The organism is Stenotrophomonas nitritireducens (assembly GCF_001700965.1).
Taxonomy (GTDB): Bacteria; Pseudomonadota; Gammaproteobacteria; order Xanthomonadales; family Xanthomonadaceae; genus Stenotrophomonas; species Stenotrophomonas nitritireducens_A.
In genome coordinates this window covers 1,582,366-1,596,600 of sequence record NZ_CP016756.1, presented here as the reverse complement: position 1 = coordinate 1,596,600, position 14,235 = coordinate 1,582,366, and the positions used below count along the sequence as shown (strand labels likewise).

The following is a 14,235-nucleotide window of genomic DNA, read 5'->3' as shown; positions in this document are numbered from 1 at the left end:
CTCTCGAAGGAAGTTGTAGGCATGACCCAGCCGTTGCACGTCATCATCCTCGCTGCCGGCGCTGGCAAGCGCATGAAATCGCTGTTGCCCAAGGTGTTGCAGCCAATTGCCGGGCGGCCGATGCTGGCCCACGTGATCGACACCGCGCGGCAACTGCAGCCGGCCGGCATCCACGTGGTCTATGGCCATGGTGGTGAGGCGGTGCGTGCCGCTTTCGCCGACCAGCCGGACCTGCTGTGGGCTGAGCAGAGCCAGCAGCTGGGTACCGGCCATGCCGTGCAGCAGGCCATGCCCCAGGTTCCGGATACTGCGCAGGTGCTGGTGCTCTACGGCGATGTGCCGTTGATGCGCGCGGACACCTTGAGCGCGCTGTTGGAAAACGGCCCGCGCCTGGCGGTGCTGGTGGCCGAGCTGGACGATCCGCGCGGTTACGGCCGCATTGTCCGCGATGCCGAAGGCAAGGTTGCGGCCATCGTCGAGCAGAAAGATGCCAGCGACGAGCAGAAGCGCATCCGCACCGTGAACACCGGCATCATCACCGCCGAATCGACGGCCTTGCGGCGTTGGCTTTCCAGCCTGTCGAACCGCAATGCGCAGGGCGAGTATTACCTCACCGATGTGTTTGCTTCTGCCGCCAGCGAATACGCGCCGGCCGAACTGGTGCTGGCGGGCGATGCACAGGAAGCCGAGGGGGCGAACGACCCGTGGCAGCTGGCGCAGCTGGAACGTGCCTGGCAGCTGCGCGCGGCCAAGGCGCTGTGCGAGCAGGGCGCACGCCTGCTGGATCCATTGCGTTTCGACCAGCGTGGCACGGTCACGGTGGGCCGCGATGTGCAGATCGATGCCAATGTGATCCTGGAAGGCGAGGTCGAGCTGGGCGATGGCGTCAGCATCGGTGCCTTCGTGCGGCTGAAGGACGTCAAGCTCGGTGCCGGCACAGAAGTACGGCCGCATTGCGATCTGGAAGGCGTGATCAGCGAGGGCGCGGCACAGATCGGGCCGTTCGCACGGCTGCGTCCGGGCACGGTGCTGGCTGACGGCGTGCACGTGGGCAACTTCGTGGAGACCAAGAAGGCCACGCTGGGCAAGGGCAGCAAGGCCAACCACCTGACCTACCTGGGCGACGCGGTGATCGGCAGCGGCACCAATATCGGTGCGGGCACCATCACCTGCAACTACGACGGCGTGAACAAGTTCCAGACCACGATAGGCGACAAGGTTTTCATCGGTTCCAATAGTTCGCTGGTAGCGCCGCTGACCATCGAGGATGGCGCCACGATCGGCGCCGGCTCGGTGATCACACGCAACGCGCCGGAAGGCAAACTGACGGTGGCACGCACGCGCCAGCAGACGATTGAAGGCTGGGTGCGTCCTGTCAAAAAGTCCTGAGCCACGGCCGGCAAAGCGCGAGGAGCTCGCGCTGTTACCGCGGATCGAGGCGCGCGCCGCTGAGCGCTTGCACGGGCATCCGGCTGCGCCGATATTTGCTGCCAGCCCGACCGACCCGCAGTTGTTTGAACAGGCGTGGCAGCGCGGAATGCTGTGGGTGATTGCCCACGAGCACGCGCTGGCGGGTTACCTGATGGCCGGTGTTCTTGGGGCTGATTTCCATATCCAGCAGATGGACGTTGCGCCGGAACATGGGCGCAAAGGTTTGGGCCGGGCCTTGCTGCGGCATGCGCTGGCGCAGGGCAGGGCACGTGCACACCGGCGTGCGGTGCTGAGCACCTTGAGCGACGTTGCATGGAATGCGCCCTTCTATGCCAGCGAAGGCTTCCGTGAATGGCCGGCGCAGGAGTGGAGTGCCGGCATGCGCGAGGTAATGGCCGCCGAGGCAGCGGCGGGTTTCCCGATGGAACTGCGCTTGGCGATGCAGCGAACGCTGGATTAGGCGCAGGGGCGTAGTGCCGAGCCATGCTCGGCAGGGTCTTCCCGATGACACAGCCGCGCTGCAGGAGCGGCGTCAGCCGCGAAGCCAGGAGATTTCCAGATCACCCGGCATTGCGGTCGCGGATATGGCGCCAGCTTCGCGGCTTATGCCGCTCCTACAACTGCATTTGTTAGTCGTGTGGCAGCAATATCGCCACGCACAGGCCACCGTCCTTGCGGTTCTGCAATGAAATACGTCCGCCGTGTGCCTCGATGATCTCGCGCGTCAAGGCCAGGCCCAGGCCGGTGCCGTTGCGCTTGGTCGAATAGAACGGCATCAATGCGTTCTGCAGCACGGCTTCGTTCATGCCGCTGCCGCGATCCAGTACCTCGATGCGCAGCCAGTTCGGCAACCGTGCGATACGTACTTCTACCGCATCATCCGCTGCGCCGTTGTCGGCACCGGCTTCGTGCGCGTTCTTCAGCAGGTTCAGCATTGCCTGCGAGAACTGCGATTGATCCAGGCGGCTGTATTGCTCATCCACCAACGGTGCCATGCGGAAGCTGATCTGCTGCTGCAGGCCCTGCAGGAATTGGCTCCAGGCAACGGTCTGCAACTGCGGTTGCGGCAGTTTGGCAAAGCGCGCATAGCCACGGATGAAGCCCTCCAGGTGGCGCGCGCGTTCCTCGACGGTGCCGAAGATGTCCTCGAGCCGTTCATGGCGGCCGCGCCGCACCAGCTCCGCACCGGAATGCGCCAGCGAGGCAATCGGTGCCAGTGAGTTGTTCAGCTCATGGCTGATCACCCGGATCACCTTCTTCCAGGTCTGCACTTCCTGCCTGCGCAGTTCGGCAGTCAACAGGCGCAGCAACAGCAGTTCGTGCGGACGCCCGTTCAGATGGAAGGCGCGGCGCGACAGGTGATAGATCTGCTCGTCATCATCATCGTCCTCGGCCGCGTCCGGGTCGCGCACCGCGAACAGGCTGTCACCGCCGCGGGCGATGGCATTGCGCAGCTCGATCGGCATGTTTTCCAGCAGCTCGTGCATGCGTTGGCCTTCCAGCTTCCAACCGCCATGCAGCAGCTTGCGCGCGGCGGTGTTGGAGAAGGTCACGCGTTGCACGCCATCGCCACCATCGGTGAGCAGCAGCATCGCCACCGGCGTGTTCTGCACCATGGTGTCCAGCAGAAGTTCGCGCTGCACCAGCGACTGCCGTTGTTCGCGCAGTACATCGCCCAGTTCGGCATGGGCCTGCACAAGCTGGGCGAATTCATCGTTGCCGCGCCAGTGCACGCCAAAGTTGAACTCGCCATCGCGGTAGCTGCTGGTGGTGCCGGCCAGCGCCCGCAGCAGCGAGCGGATCGGTGCGGTGGCGCGCCGCAATGCCCACCACATCAACGCAAGCAGGACGACCGTGGACACACCCGCCACCACCCAGCCACGGTCCATCCAGTACGCCAGGAACCACGGCAATGCCGCCGCCAGCGCCAGTACCGGCAGCAGCTGCAGAAACAGGGTGAAGGTGAAGGAGCGCGTTTTCACTGGGATGTGCTCACTCGCGCGGAATGCCGTGGCGATCCATGCGCCGGTACAGCGCCTGCCGGCTCAGTCCCAGCTCGGCAGCAGCCTGGGCGATGACGCCGCCGGCCCGTTCCAATGCAGTGACGATGTGCGCGCGATCGGGTTCATCGGCAGGCGCGGTGGAACGCGCCGGTGCACGTGGCAGGTTCAGGTCGGCAACTTCGATGCGCGGGCCCTGTGCGAGCAGGGCGGCGCGTTGGATCACATTGCGCAGTTCGCGCACATTGCCTGGCCAGTTGTGGCGTTGCAGGGCCTGCAGGGCGGGCGCGGACAGCGGCTTGCCGTCGGCGAGGAAGTACTGCGCCAATGGCAGGATGTCCTCGCGGCGCTCGGCCAGCGCTGGCAGGCTCAGCTCGACGGTGTTGAGCCGGTAATACAGATCTTCGCGGAAGCTGCCGGCGCGGATCATCGCCGGCAGGTCGGCATTGGTGGCGCTGACCACGCGCACTTTCACCTGCCGCTCGCGATTGGAACCCAGCCGCTCAAAGCGTCCGGTTTCAAGCACCCGCAGCAGTTTCATCTGCCCAGTCAGCGACAGGTTGCCGATTTCATCCAGGAACAAGGTGCCACCGTCGGCCGCCTCGAATTTGCCTTCGCGAGCCTTGTTGGCGCCGGTATAGGCGCCGGCCTCGGTGCCGAACAGTTCGGCCTCGATCAACTCGGACGGAATGGCGCCGCAGTTGAGTGCGACGAACGGCCCTTTGCTGTGCGCCGAGTTGGCCTGGATGATCTCGGCGATCTTCTCCTTGCCAGCGCCGTTCGGGCCGGTGATCAGCACCGGCAACTCAGAGCGCGCGACCTGGCAGGCCAGGGCGATGATGCGTTCGCTGGAAGGGTCGGCAAACACCAGCCCGCGCAGATCGTAGCGATCATGCAGGGCTTTTTGCTGGCGCTGCTCGCGGGCGCGGCGGCGGGCCAGCTCGCGGCGTGCTTCGGCCAGTTCCAACAGGTTGTTGACGGTGGTCAGCAGGCGGCCGTCATCCCAGGGCTTGGCCAGGTAGTCGGCGGCACCGGCCTTGACCAGTTCCACGGCGCTGTCCAGGTGCGTCCAGGCGGTGAGCAGGATCACCGGCAGGTCAGGGTGGGCCTGACGGATGCGCCGGAACAGATCCTGGCCTTCTTCGCCGGAGGTGGTATCGGCGGTGAAGTTCATGTCCTGCAGGACCAGATCAAACTCGTGCTCGGCCAGCATCGCCAGCCCTTGTTCCGGCGAACTGGCGTGGCGGGTGTCGATATCGTGCAGGGAAAACAACACGTCCAGCGCAGTGGCCACGGCAGCGTTGTCGTCGATGATCAGGATCTGTGGCATGAGTTGTCGCAGAGGAAGATGAAGGGGCGGCGGCAGTGTGCTGCAGTCAGCACCTTACACGCTGCGGGTCGCGCTGGCAGGCGGCAGCTGCGCAGCACGCCGCGCAGGCGCGGCCACCGCCAGCTGGCCGAGCAGCAGCATCAGGCCACCGGCGACCAGCAGGTAGGCCCACGGCAGCCGCGGCAGTTCGTAATGCTGCATCAGCCATTGATTGATCACCAGTGCCAGCACCAGTCCTATCACCAGCCCGGCCGTGGTCAGCAGCAGGCTTTCCGCAAGAGGGGGTGGCAGGGTCATTGTCTTGGGGGACCGGCGCAGGCCGGTTTCCAATGTGTAGTTCATGCAGCCGGCTCGGTGGCCGCACGGTGCGCGTAGCTCAGCACGCGGGTGGCCTGCCATTGGCCATCGCGCAGGCGCCAGATGACGACGAAGTCGGCCAGGCCGTCGCAGTGCTCACCCTTGAGGTCGCAGAAGCGGTGCTGGCCACGGGCGATCGCACCAAAATCCTTGATCGGGAATACCTCCAGCGTGCCAGGCAGCAGCTGCCGGGTGTAGTTGCCACAGGCGTTCTTGCTGGTATTGGCCAGCATCGCCTCACGTGTCCAGGTGACACCACCGCTGTCGTGGTAGAACTCGACCGCCGGGTCGAAGTAGCTGGCGTGCTTTTCAAACTGGGCCGGATCGCTGCAATGGTTGAAGCTGTCGAACATGCCGTGGTCGAGCGCGGCAATGGTGTCGTGCAGGCTGCCGCTGGCAGGATCGGCGGCCCGTGCAAGCGGGCTGATGGAGAGGGTAAGCGCGAACAGCGTTGCCAGCGTTTTCATTTGCGTAGAGTCCTGATGGGTGCCGAACAGCGGGATCAAAGGCTACGTGTAGCGACCGCCGGCGGAATGCTGGCCGCGCGACGGGCGGGGCCAAGCACGGCCAGTTGGCCCAGCAGCCACAGCACGATCGCGCTCGCGGGAAGGTAGTAAAGCGGTAGCCGTGGCAGCTCATAGCGGTTCATCAGCAGCATGTTCAGGGCATAGGCGAGCAGCAGGCCGAGCACGATGCCGGCGCTGCTCAGCAGGAAGTTCTCCAGCTGGAAGTAGCGCAGGATGTGGCGGCGGGTTGCACCCAAGGCGCGGCGTATGCCGATCTGACGGGTGCGCTGCTGCACCCAGAAACTGGCCTGGCCAATGATGCCGAAGGCAGTTACCGCCAGTAGTGCGGCGCAGACGCTGAGCAGCAGCCAGATCACTGCACGGTCACGTTGATGGAAGTCGCTGCGCATCTGTTCCAGCGTGTCCTGCTGCTCGATGATGCGGTTGGGGTCTTGCTGGTTGAGTGCGGTGGTGGCCGCCTTGAGCACGCTCTGGCGTTGTTCGGGTGTGGTGCGCAGCGCATAGGCGCCATTGGAGACCCGGATGGGAAAGATCACTGAGTCGTAGCGATTGGCAAAGGTGCCGCCTTCACCAGGTGCCATCAGATCCTTGACCACGCCGACAACGGTGGACGGCGGCTGCTCCTCGCCCCAGATGTAAACGCGCTTGCCGATCGGGCTGTCACCGGGGAACAAGCGCTGCGCCAGCGTTTTGCCGAGCAGGATCGATGGCACGGTGGGGCCGATCTTGTTGGGGTTGAAGGCGCTGTTCTCGATGTACTCATCGGGCAGGAAGCTGCGTCCTTCCACCACCTGCAGGCCATAGGTCTGCAACAGGTGGCCATCATCCATGTAGATTGAGGCGTGCGCGGTGGGGCGGGTCTGGCCAGCCTGCAGGCGGATGTCCGAACCCCAGACATTGCCGCCGTATGGAATCTGGTTGACGCTGCTGGCCGCCTTTACCCCGGGCAGCGCAGTCAGCGCCTGCACATCCTGCTGGCGCAGCGCATCGGAGTTGACGTCCGGCAGCAGGCTGCTGGTGGCCAGGTAGACCAGTTCGTCGTCGGCAACCCCGCTTTGGATGCGCAGCTCATTGACGCGGTTGCTGATGATGAACACCGCATTGCAGATGATGGCGCAGCTCAGCGCGATCTCCAGCACCAGCAACAGGCTGGCGGTCTTGTGTCGCATCAATTGGTTGAAAATGGGCAGCAGATCCATGGTCAAAACCGTGAGCAGCGAAGGGGGAATGCAAAGACGCGATCAGGTGAGCGGCCAGACTATTGGCTCTTCAGTTGCAGGGCTGGCGGAACCTGCATGGCCCGCCACGCGGGCAACAGACCGGCGACCACGCTGACCGCCACGGCCAGCACGAAGGTCAACCACAGCGTGGTGATGTCCATGTGTGCCAGCTTGGCGTATTCATCGGGTTGCTGGCGGATCAGCCACAGGCCGAACGCAGCGAAGCCCAGCCCCAGTCCGCCACCGACCAGACCGATGACCCCGGCTTCGGTCAGGCATTGCTTGAATATGTCCAGCCGCGAGGCACCCAGGGAGCGGCGCACGCCTATTTCGCCACTGCGACGCAGGAACTTGGCCAACAGCAGGCTGACCGTATTGATCATGCATACCAGCAGGAAGCCGAACGCCAGCCACATCTGCAGGCGCACGTCGTTGGGCACGATGCGGTTGAAGTCCAGCCAGCCCATGACATCGTGCAGCCGCACATTGGTCGGGCGCTCGAAGCGGCCGTTGGCACGCTGGCTGTCCGAATAATCGGCCAGGTACTTCAGGTAGTCGCGTGCTTTTTCAGGCGAGTCCAACTCCACCCAATACTGCAGCCATGCACAGGGGGCGGTGAGCCCATAGTTGCCTTCGTCACCACTGCCGGCACCCCAGCATTGCACGTTGCCCTGGGTATCCAGCTTCAACGCGCGGGAGGTGGAGAAGGGCAGCAGCACCTGTTCGTCACCGCCGTAGCGTTGACTGGTCAGGTCGTAGAAACGCGGTGTTGGCGCGAAGTCGCCAAGCAAGCCGATGATGCGGAATGTGCCTTGTGGCAGCTGCAGCTCCTTGCCGATCGGCTCGGCGCTGCCAAACAGCCGGCCGGCCAGCTTGCGGTCGATGACTGCAACCAGGGCGCGTGCTTCGTCATCGGCCGCAGGCCAGGCGTTGCCGGCGGCCAGTGGTACGTCGAACATCGGAAAGAAGTCGGCCGAGGTGTAGCGTGCCCTGACCCGGAATGGCTGCGCGGCATTGCCGGCAGGCATCACCGTCACCGAGCCGGCGCTCATCACCGCCTGCCGATCGCCGCGCTTCTGCCGCAGCAGTTCTTCGGCGTCATAGCGGCTCATCTGCAGCAGCGGATCCTTGTCCAGGGTGGCGTCCTTGCCAAGACTGCGTGGCTCCAACTGCGGATAGAACAGGCGTGCGCTCTTGCCGGGGAGGGGGTCGCCGGACAGCACGAAATACAACCCCAGTGTGGTCATCGTCGCGCCGATGCCGACGGCGATCGTCAGCACCATCAAGGTGGTCAATACCTTGTTGCGGGCGAAACTGCGCAGCGCCAGTTGCAGGTAGTAGCCAAACATGTTCCCTCCTCCTTGAGCGCGCCGGTCAGGTGCTGCGGGTAGCCACTGCCGGTGGAATCAACGCCGCCTTGCGGGCCGGGCCGAACACCGCGATCTGGCCGAGCAGCCACAGCAGTACCGCGCCTACCGGCAGGTACATCAGCGGCAGCTTTGGCAGCTCGTAGCGGCCCATCAGCCACTGGTTGAGCAGGTAGGCCAGCAACATGCCGACCACGATGCCGATGCCGGCCAGCAGGAAGTTCTCGGTCTGGAAGTAGCGCAGGATCTGCGCGCGGGTAGCGCCCAGTGCACGACGGATGCCGATCTGCTTGGTGCGCTGCTGCACCCAGAAGCTGGCCAGACCGATGATGCCCAGTGCGGTCACCAGCAACAGCAGGCCGCTGACGATCAGCAGCAGGCCGATCATGTCGCGGTCATCGGCGAAATACTTGGCGCGCTTCTCTTCGACGGTCTGCTTGCTGTAAATCAGGCGATTGGGGTCGTTCTTTTCCAGTGCTGCCACTGCCTGCTTCAGCACTTCATCACGGCGTGCCGGATCGGTCACGCGGATGACGAAGCGGCCGCCGTTGGCATAGTTCATGCGGATCGGGAACAACAGCGAATCGGTGCGGTTGCCGTTCTGGTTATTGGGCCGCAGCAGCGTCTGCACCACACCGACGACAGTCATCGGGATGTTGGCCATGTACAGGGTTTTGCCAACCGCGGCACCATCCGGGAACAGTTTCTTGGCCATGGATTCGGTGAGGATCACCGAGAACTTCATGGCTTCAAGGTTCTGCTCCTTCTCAAGGACGTCATTGCTCATGTATTCGTCGGCATTGAAGTCACGGCCGGCAATCAACTTCAAGCCCAAGGTCTTGAGCGTATTCTCACCGATGGTGTACTGGGCGCCGTTGACCGATTGCGCGTCGGGTTCGGGGCTGGCAGACAACGAGGTGTTCCAGGAGCCGCCCTGGAACGGCAGCTGGTTGATGATGGCGACGTTCTCAACGCCGGGGATGCCGCGTAGCGAGGCGATGTCCTCAACCGTGCGCGCATCGCCATCGACCTGCTTGCCAATGCCACTGAGGCCGATTTCGATCAACTGGCTTTCATCTATGCCGCTGGCTTGCTGCATGTTGTCGATGCGCTGGGAGACGATGAACAGCGCGTTGCAGATGATGGCGCAGCTCAGCGCGATCTCCAGCACGATCAGTGCGGCAGCTGTCTTGTGCCGCGACAGCGTGGAGAGGATGGGGCGGATTTCCATGAGGTTTCTCCGGGGAAGCGTGGAGCTGGGGAATGGGGTTGATTGGGAGAGGCGAGGGCAACTTCCAAAGCACCCCTCCCCGGCCCTCCCCTGCGCTTTGCGCAAGGGAGGGGGTAATAGCGTTACTGGCTCTTGAGCTGCAATGCCGGGGCGACCTGCATGGCACGCCAGGCGGGCAGGATGCCGGCGAGCATGCTGGCGAACACCGCCAGGGCGAAGGTGATCAACAGCATCGAGCCGTCCAGGTGCGCGAGCGATGCGTATTCGGCCGGGCGCTGGCGCACTGCCCACAAACCGAACAGGGCGAACACCAGGCCCAGCAGACCGCCGGCCAGGCCAATCGTGCCGGCCTCGATCAGGCACTGCTTGAAGATTTCCGCACGGCTGGCACCCAAGGCACGGCGCACACCGATCTCACCGCTGCGGCGCAGGAACTTGGCCAGCAGCAGGCCGACGGTGTTGACCAGGCACACCAGCAGGAAGCCGAAGGCCAGCCACATCTGCAGACGCACGTCGCCCGGCACCGCATTGCGGTATTCCATCAGCTCCATGACATTGCGCACGCGAGTATTGGCCGGGCGCTCGAAACGACCGGCAGCGCGTTGGTTCTCGGAGTAGTTGTCCAGGTAGCCCTTGAAGCTTTTGGCATCGCCCGGTGAATTCAACTCAACCCAGTACTGCACCCAGGCGCAGGGCACGTTCAAGGCCATTGCGTCGTTGACGATCTCACGGCCGAAGCAGTTCATGCTGCCGTTGCGGTCCAGCTTGAGTTCCAGCGAGGTGCTGAACGGCACGAACACGTCTTCTTCGGAATCGAACTTGCCGGAGTACAGGTCGTAGAACTTCGGCGCCGGTTTCCATGGCTTGAGCACGCCGACAATGCGCAGTGCATGGCCTTCCACCAGCACTTCCTTGCCGACGCTGTTGGCCCCCTTGAACAATTTGTCATTGAGGGTCGTGCTGATCACCGCTACGCGGCTGCGGCCCTGGTCTTCATCGCTGCTCCAGCCCTGGCCGAACGCAAACGGCGTATCGAACATAGGGAAGAAGTCAGCCGAGGTGTAGCGCATGCTGATGCTGAAGGGTTTGAGTGCATCCACGCGCGGATCCACGATGCCACCGCCGCCGGTCATCAATGCCTGGCGCGGCGCTTTCTTCTGGCTCAGCAGGGTTTCCGCGTCGAAGCGGGTCAGCTGCATCTCCGGCTCTTCGCCGGGCTTGTAGCCTTCGCGCATACCCGGGTCCAGCTGCACATAGAACAGGCGGTCGCTCTTTTGCGGAATCGGGTCGCCGGACAGCACCTTGAACACCGTCAAGGTGGTCATCGCCGCACCGATGCCGAGAGCGATGGCCAGCACCATCAGGGCGGTCAGGATCTTGTTGCGGCCGAAGCTGCGCAGCGCAAGTTTGAAGTAATAACTGAACATGGACGATCCTTGGCAGCTCAGGCGCTGCGCGTGGCGACGATGGGTGGAATGGAGGCAGCACGCAGGGCAGGACCCAGAACGGCGGCCTGGCCGAGCAACCACAGCAGTACGGCACCCAGCGGCAGGTAATACAGCGGCAGCCGGGGGATTTCGAAATACGCCATCAGTACCTGGTTGCCGGCATACGCCAGCGCCATGCCCAGTACGATGCCTGCGGTGGTCAGCAGCAGGTTCTCGGTCTGGAAGTAGCTGATGATCTGGCGGCGGGTGGCGCCCAGGGCGCGGCGCACGCCGATCTGTTTGGTGCGTTGCTGCACCCAGAAGCTGGCCAGGCCGATGATGCCCAGTGCGGTCACCAGCAGCATCACCAGGCAGATGCCCAGCAACAGCCGGGTCATGCTGCGGTCCTGGCGGAAATAGCTTTCACGCAGCTGCTGCAGCGGCATGCTGTAGTCGGCCGAGAGGATAGCTTCGGGGGTGACCTTGGGCGCGGCGGCAACCGCATCGCTGACAATGCGCGGCAGGTCGCGTGGGTTGGCCCGCAGCACATAGGTACCGGCCTGCGCATCGGTGGTGACCGGTACGATCACCGACCATTCCATCCCGGCCACGCCGTTCTCGCTGCGGCCCGGGTCCGGCCGCGAGAAATGTGCCAGCACACCGGCCACGGTGTAGCGGTATTCGCCCATCCAGAACTGTTTGCCGAGTGCATCCTGGCCTGGCCACAGGTGCTCGGCGAAGGCACGGGTGATCCATACCTGTGCCTGTTCCGGCAGGTAATTCTTGATGGGCTGGTAGTCGGTATCGTTGAACATGCGGCCCTGCAGCGGCTTCAGCTGCAGGGTTTCGATGGCACCGGCATCCATCGTGTAGAAATGTGGGACGCCGCCGTGGTGCTTGCCCTCGGCATCCAGCGAGATGCCAGCAACAGCGGCACGCTGGCCGAACGGAACCGCGTTGAGCACGCCGACCGCCTGTACACCGGCCTGGCCACGCAGCTGCTGCAACCAGCGGCTGTTGAGGTCGACCGCGTTGCAGGATTCGCAGTCGTTCAAGGTGAGCGTGGCGATGGCGGCTTCGTCGACGCCGCTGTTCATGCCGATCAGCTCCATCCGCGAGGCGGCCAGGAACAGCGCATTGCACAGCACCGCGCATGCCAGTGCGATTTCCAGCACGATCAGGCTGGCGGCGATGCGATGCCGCGACAGCGTGCTGATGATGGGTTTGATGTCCAGGGTCATGGCTTACAGCGCCTTGATCTGCAGGGCCGGATCGATGCGCGCGGCGCGCAGCGCCGGCAGCAGTCCAGCGATGACGGTGGTCGCCACGGCGGTGGCGAAGGTGAGAAGCAGCATCGTCATGTCCAGCTGCACCATGTCAGCGTAGGCCAGCGGCTGCTGGCGGATGCTCCACAGCCCGACCAGGGTGAACAGCAGGCCCAGCACGGCGCCGCCAACACCGATCAGCGCCGCCTCGATCAGGCATTGCTGGAACACCATTGCGCGGGTAGCACCCAGTGCACGCAGCACGCCGATCTCGCCGGTGCGACGCAGGAACTTGGCCAGCAACAGGCCGACGGTGTTGAACAGGCAGATCACCAGGAAGGCGATGGCCACCCATGCCTGCAGCTTCACATCGCGCGGTACCACGCCGTTGTAGTCCATCCAGTCCATCAGGCTGCGCAGGCGCGCCAACTCGGGCTGGCTGATGCGGCCGAGCTGCTGTTGCTGCTGTACATAGGCCTGCAGGTGCTGCTGGTAGGCGGCCACCTTGGCGGGGCTGTCCAACTGCACCCACAGCTGCAGCCACACACAGTCGGTGTTCTCCAGATGGCCCGGCTGCTCGGGCAGGGTAGTGCAGGTGAACTGCTGGAAGTTGCCTGCATTGATCTGCAGGCCGGTGAAGAACGGCACCATCACGTCTTCGACCGGGCGGTAATAGTCGGCGGTGTCGCCCTGTGCAAAGCGGCCACCGGCCACGGTGTAGAACAGTGGCGAGGGACGCCATGGCTTGAGTACGCCGACAATGCGCACTTCGCTGTCACGGACGCGCAGCATCTGCCCGGTGCTGTCCTTGCCGTCGAACAGACGCTGGTTCAGATCCCAGGAGATCACCGCCACGCGGGCGCGGCGCTGGTCATCCTCGGCCGACCAACCGGCACCGTAGGCCATCGGCGCCTGGAACATCGGGAAGAAATCGGCGGTGGTGGACAGCAACGTGGTCATCATCGCCGGCCCTTGGCTAGCCGGCGCGGATAACTTGACGGGGCTGTCCACCACCAGAACTTTGCGATCGGCTGGACCATCGCGCCACAGGTCGGTTGCCGAGGTGTAGTCGAGCATGTCCAGCGGTTCACGGCTGGCGCGTTCGCCTCGCGGCGATGCATCCACCTGCGGGTAATAGATCTGCGCGCTGCGCCCGGGCAATGGATCGCCCGAGAGCAGGTGCTTTACCGTCAGCGTGGTCATCGACGCGCCAATGCCCATCGCAATGGACAGCACCATCAACGCAGTCAGCACCGGTGTGCGGCGCAGGCTGCGCAGGCCTTGGCGAAGGTGATAGGCGAACAGCGACATGGGTGGCTCAGCCCTGGTTGTCGGCGACGGCGGCGATGCGGGCGGCGTGGGCCAGCACCGGTTCGCGGATCAGGTCGGTGGCCTGGCCATCGACGATATGCACGTTGCGCTGGGCGCGGGCGGCCAGTTCCGGATCATGGGTGACCATGACGATGGTGGTGCCCTGGCTGTTGATCTCTTCCAGCAGCTCCATCACGCCACGTGCCATCTGCGTGTCGAGGTTACCGGTTGGTTCGTCGGCCAGCAGCAGGCGCGGGCTGCCGGCCAGGGCGCGGGCGATGGCAGCGCGCTGCTGCTGGCCACCGGACAGTTCGGCCGGGTAGTGCTTCATGCGCGAGCCCAGGCCGACATCGCTCAGGGCCTTTTCGATGCGCTGCTTGCGCTCGGCCGAGGGCATGCCGCGGTAGCGCAGCGGCACATCGACATTGTCGAACAGGTTGAGGTCGGGGATCAGGTTGAAGCCCTGGAAGATGAAGCCGATCTTCTGGTTGCGCAGACGCGAGCGGGCGTCATCGCCGAGGTGACTGACGTCCTGGCCATCGAGCAGATACTGGCCGCTGGTGAAGGTTTCCAGCAGGCCGGCGATGTTGAGGAAGGTGGTCTTGCCCGAGCCCGAGGGGCCGGTGACCGCGACAAACTCGCCTTCGCGCACGTGCAGGTCCAGCGAACGCAGCGCATGGGTTTCAACCTGTTCGGTACGGAAGACCTTGGAGACGGATTGCATCTGGAGCATGGGTTTTCCTTTCAGCGACGGGGAATGTGGAATTGG

13 protein-coding genes are annotated in these 14,235 nt (G+C 64.2%); 2 read left to right on the top strand and 11 right to left on the bottom strand.

The window, feature by feature from the left end; all coding sequences use genetic code 11:
* Positions 1-21: 21 nt before the first annotated feature.
* Both glmU and BCV67_RS06720 read left to right on the top strand, forming a co-directional pair.
* Positions 22-1,389: a bifunctional UDP-N-acetylglucosamine diphosphorylase/glucosamine-1-phosphate N-acetyltransferase GlmU gene (glmU, locus tag BCV67_RS06725; protein ID WP_062167005.1), complete on the top strand. Its 1,368-nt coding sequence runs from the start codon at positions 22-24 to the stop codon at positions 1,387-1,389.
* Between the two features lie 67 nt (positions 1,390-1,456).
* Positions 1,457-1,891, top strand: a complete 435-nt coding sequence (locus tag BCV67_RS06720) for a GNAT family N-acetyltransferase (protein ID WP_335338962.1) — start codon at positions 1,457-1,459, stop codon at positions 1,889-1,891.
* A 169-nt stretch (positions 1,892-2,060) separates the two neighbouring features.
* On the opposite strand, the gene BCV67_RS06715 is transcribed toward BCV67_RS06720, so the two are convergent.
* The 11 genes from BCV67_RS06715 to BCV67_RS06665 form a co-directional block, all read right to left on the bottom strand.
* Positions 2,061-3,413, bottom strand: coding sequence for a sensor histidine kinase (locus BCV67_RS06715; protein ID WP_062167003.1), 1,353 nt, complete (start codon positions 3,411-3,413; stop codon positions 2,061-2,063).
* Between the two features lie 10 nt (positions 3,414-3,423).
* Entirely contained in the window at positions 3,424-4,761 is a 1,338-nt protein-coding gene (locus tag BCV67_RS06710; protein ID WP_057626872.1) for a sigma-54-dependent transcriptional regulator, read from the bottom strand.
* Between the two features lie 54 nt (positions 4,762-4,815).
* Positions 4,816-5,103 carry an FtsX-like permease family protein gene (locus BCV67_RS06705; protein WP_172837727.1) on the bottom strand — a complete coding sequence of 96 codons (288 nt, stop codon included), beginning with the start codon at positions 5,101-5,103 and terminating at the stop codon, positions 4,816-4,818.
* Complete coding sequence (locus BCV67_RS06700; RefSeq protein WP_062171485.1) at positions 5,100-5,585, bottom strand: nuclear transport factor 2 family protein; 486 nt, start codon at positions 5,583-5,585, stop codon at positions 5,100-5,102. Before BCV67_RS06700 ends, BCV67_RS06705 begins: the two co-directional genes overlap by 4 nt.
* 35 nt (positions 5,586-5,620) lie before the next feature.
* Positions 5,621-6,844 (bottom strand): ABC transporter permease, encoded by a 1,224-nt coding sequence (locus BCV67_RS06695; protein WP_062167001.1) that lies wholly within the window; start codon positions 6,842-6,844, stop codon positions 5,621-5,623.
* A gap of 59 nt (positions 6,845-6,903) precedes the next feature.
* Complete coding sequence (locus BCV67_RS06690; RefSeq protein ID WP_062167000.1) at positions 6,904-8,214, bottom strand: ABC transporter permease; 1,311 nt, start codon at positions 8,212-8,214, stop codon at positions 6,904-6,906.
* A gap of 25 nt (positions 8,215-8,239) precedes the next feature.
* Complete coding sequence (locus BCV67_RS06685; RefSeq protein WP_062166999.1) at positions 8,240-9,463, bottom strand: ABC transporter permease; 1,224 nt, start codon at positions 9,461-9,463, stop codon at positions 8,240-8,242.
* 122 nt (positions 9,464-9,585) lie between these two features.
* A complete protein-coding gene (locus BCV67_RS06680; protein WP_062166998.1) occupies positions 9,586-10,890 on the bottom strand; it encodes an ABC transporter permease in 1,305 nt (434 codons plus the stop codon).
* Between the two features lie 17 nt (positions 10,891-10,907).
* Positions 10,908-12,131 (bottom strand): ABC transporter permease, encoded by a 1,224-nt coding sequence (locus BCV67_RS06675; protein WP_335338961.1) that lies wholly within the window; start codon positions 12,129-12,131, stop codon positions 10,908-10,910.
* A gap of 3 nt (positions 12,132-12,134) precedes the next feature.
* Positions 12,135-13,460, bottom strand: a complete 1,326-nt coding sequence (locus BCV67_RS06670; RefSeq protein ID WP_156455955.1) for an ABC transporter permease — start codon at positions 13,458-13,460, stop codon at positions 12,135-12,137.
* Between the two features lie 13 nt (positions 13,461-13,473).
* Positions 13,474-14,199, bottom strand: coding sequence for an ABC transporter ATP-binding protein (locus tag BCV67_RS06665; RefSeq protein WP_057626881.1), 726 nt, complete (start codon positions 14,197-14,199; stop codon positions 13,474-13,476).
* Positions 14,200-14,235: the final 36 nt, after the last annotated feature.

Bases quoted from the DNA above. Each gene is read 5' to 3' on its own strand.
- glmU (WP_062167005.1), top strand. From the start codon at position 22: ATGACCCAGCCGTTGCACGTCATCATCCTCGCTGCCGGCGCTGGCAAG.
- BCV67_RS06710 (WP_057626872.1), bottom strand. From the start codon at position 4,761: ATGCCACAGATCCTGATCATCGACGACAACGCTGCCGTGGCCACTGCG.
- BCV67_RS06705 (WP_172837727.1), bottom strand. From the start codon at position 5,103: ATGAACTACACATTGGAAACCGGCCTGCGCCGGTCCCCCAAGACAATG.
- BCV67_RS06700 (WP_062171485.1), bottom strand. From the start codon at position 5,585: ATGAAAACGCTGGCAACGCTGTTCGCGCTTACCCTCTCCATCAGCCCG.
- BCV67_RS06695 (WP_062167001.1), bottom strand. From the start codon at position 6,844: ATGGATCTGCTGCCCATTTTCAACCAATTGATGCGACACAAGACCGCC.
- BCV67_RS06690 (WP_062167000.1), bottom strand. From the start codon at position 8,214: ATGTTTGGCTACTACCTGCAACTGGCGCTGCGCAGTTTCGCCCGCAAC.
- BCV67_RS06685 (WP_062166999.1), bottom strand. From the start codon at position 9,463: ATGGAAATCCGCCCCATCCTCTCCACGCTGTCGCGGCACAAGACAGCT.
- BCV67_RS06680 (WP_062166998.1), bottom strand. From the start codon at position 10,890: ATGTTCAGTTATTACTTCAAACTTGCGCTGCGCAGCTTCGGCCGCAAC.
- BCV67_RS06675 (WP_335338961.1), bottom strand. From the start codon at position 12,131: ATGACCCTGGACATCAAACCCATCATCAGCACGCTGTCGCGGCATCGC.
- BCV67_RS06665 (WP_057626881.1), bottom strand. From the start codon at position 14,199: ATGCTCCAGATGCAATCCGTCTCCAAGGTCTTCCGTACCGAACAGGTT.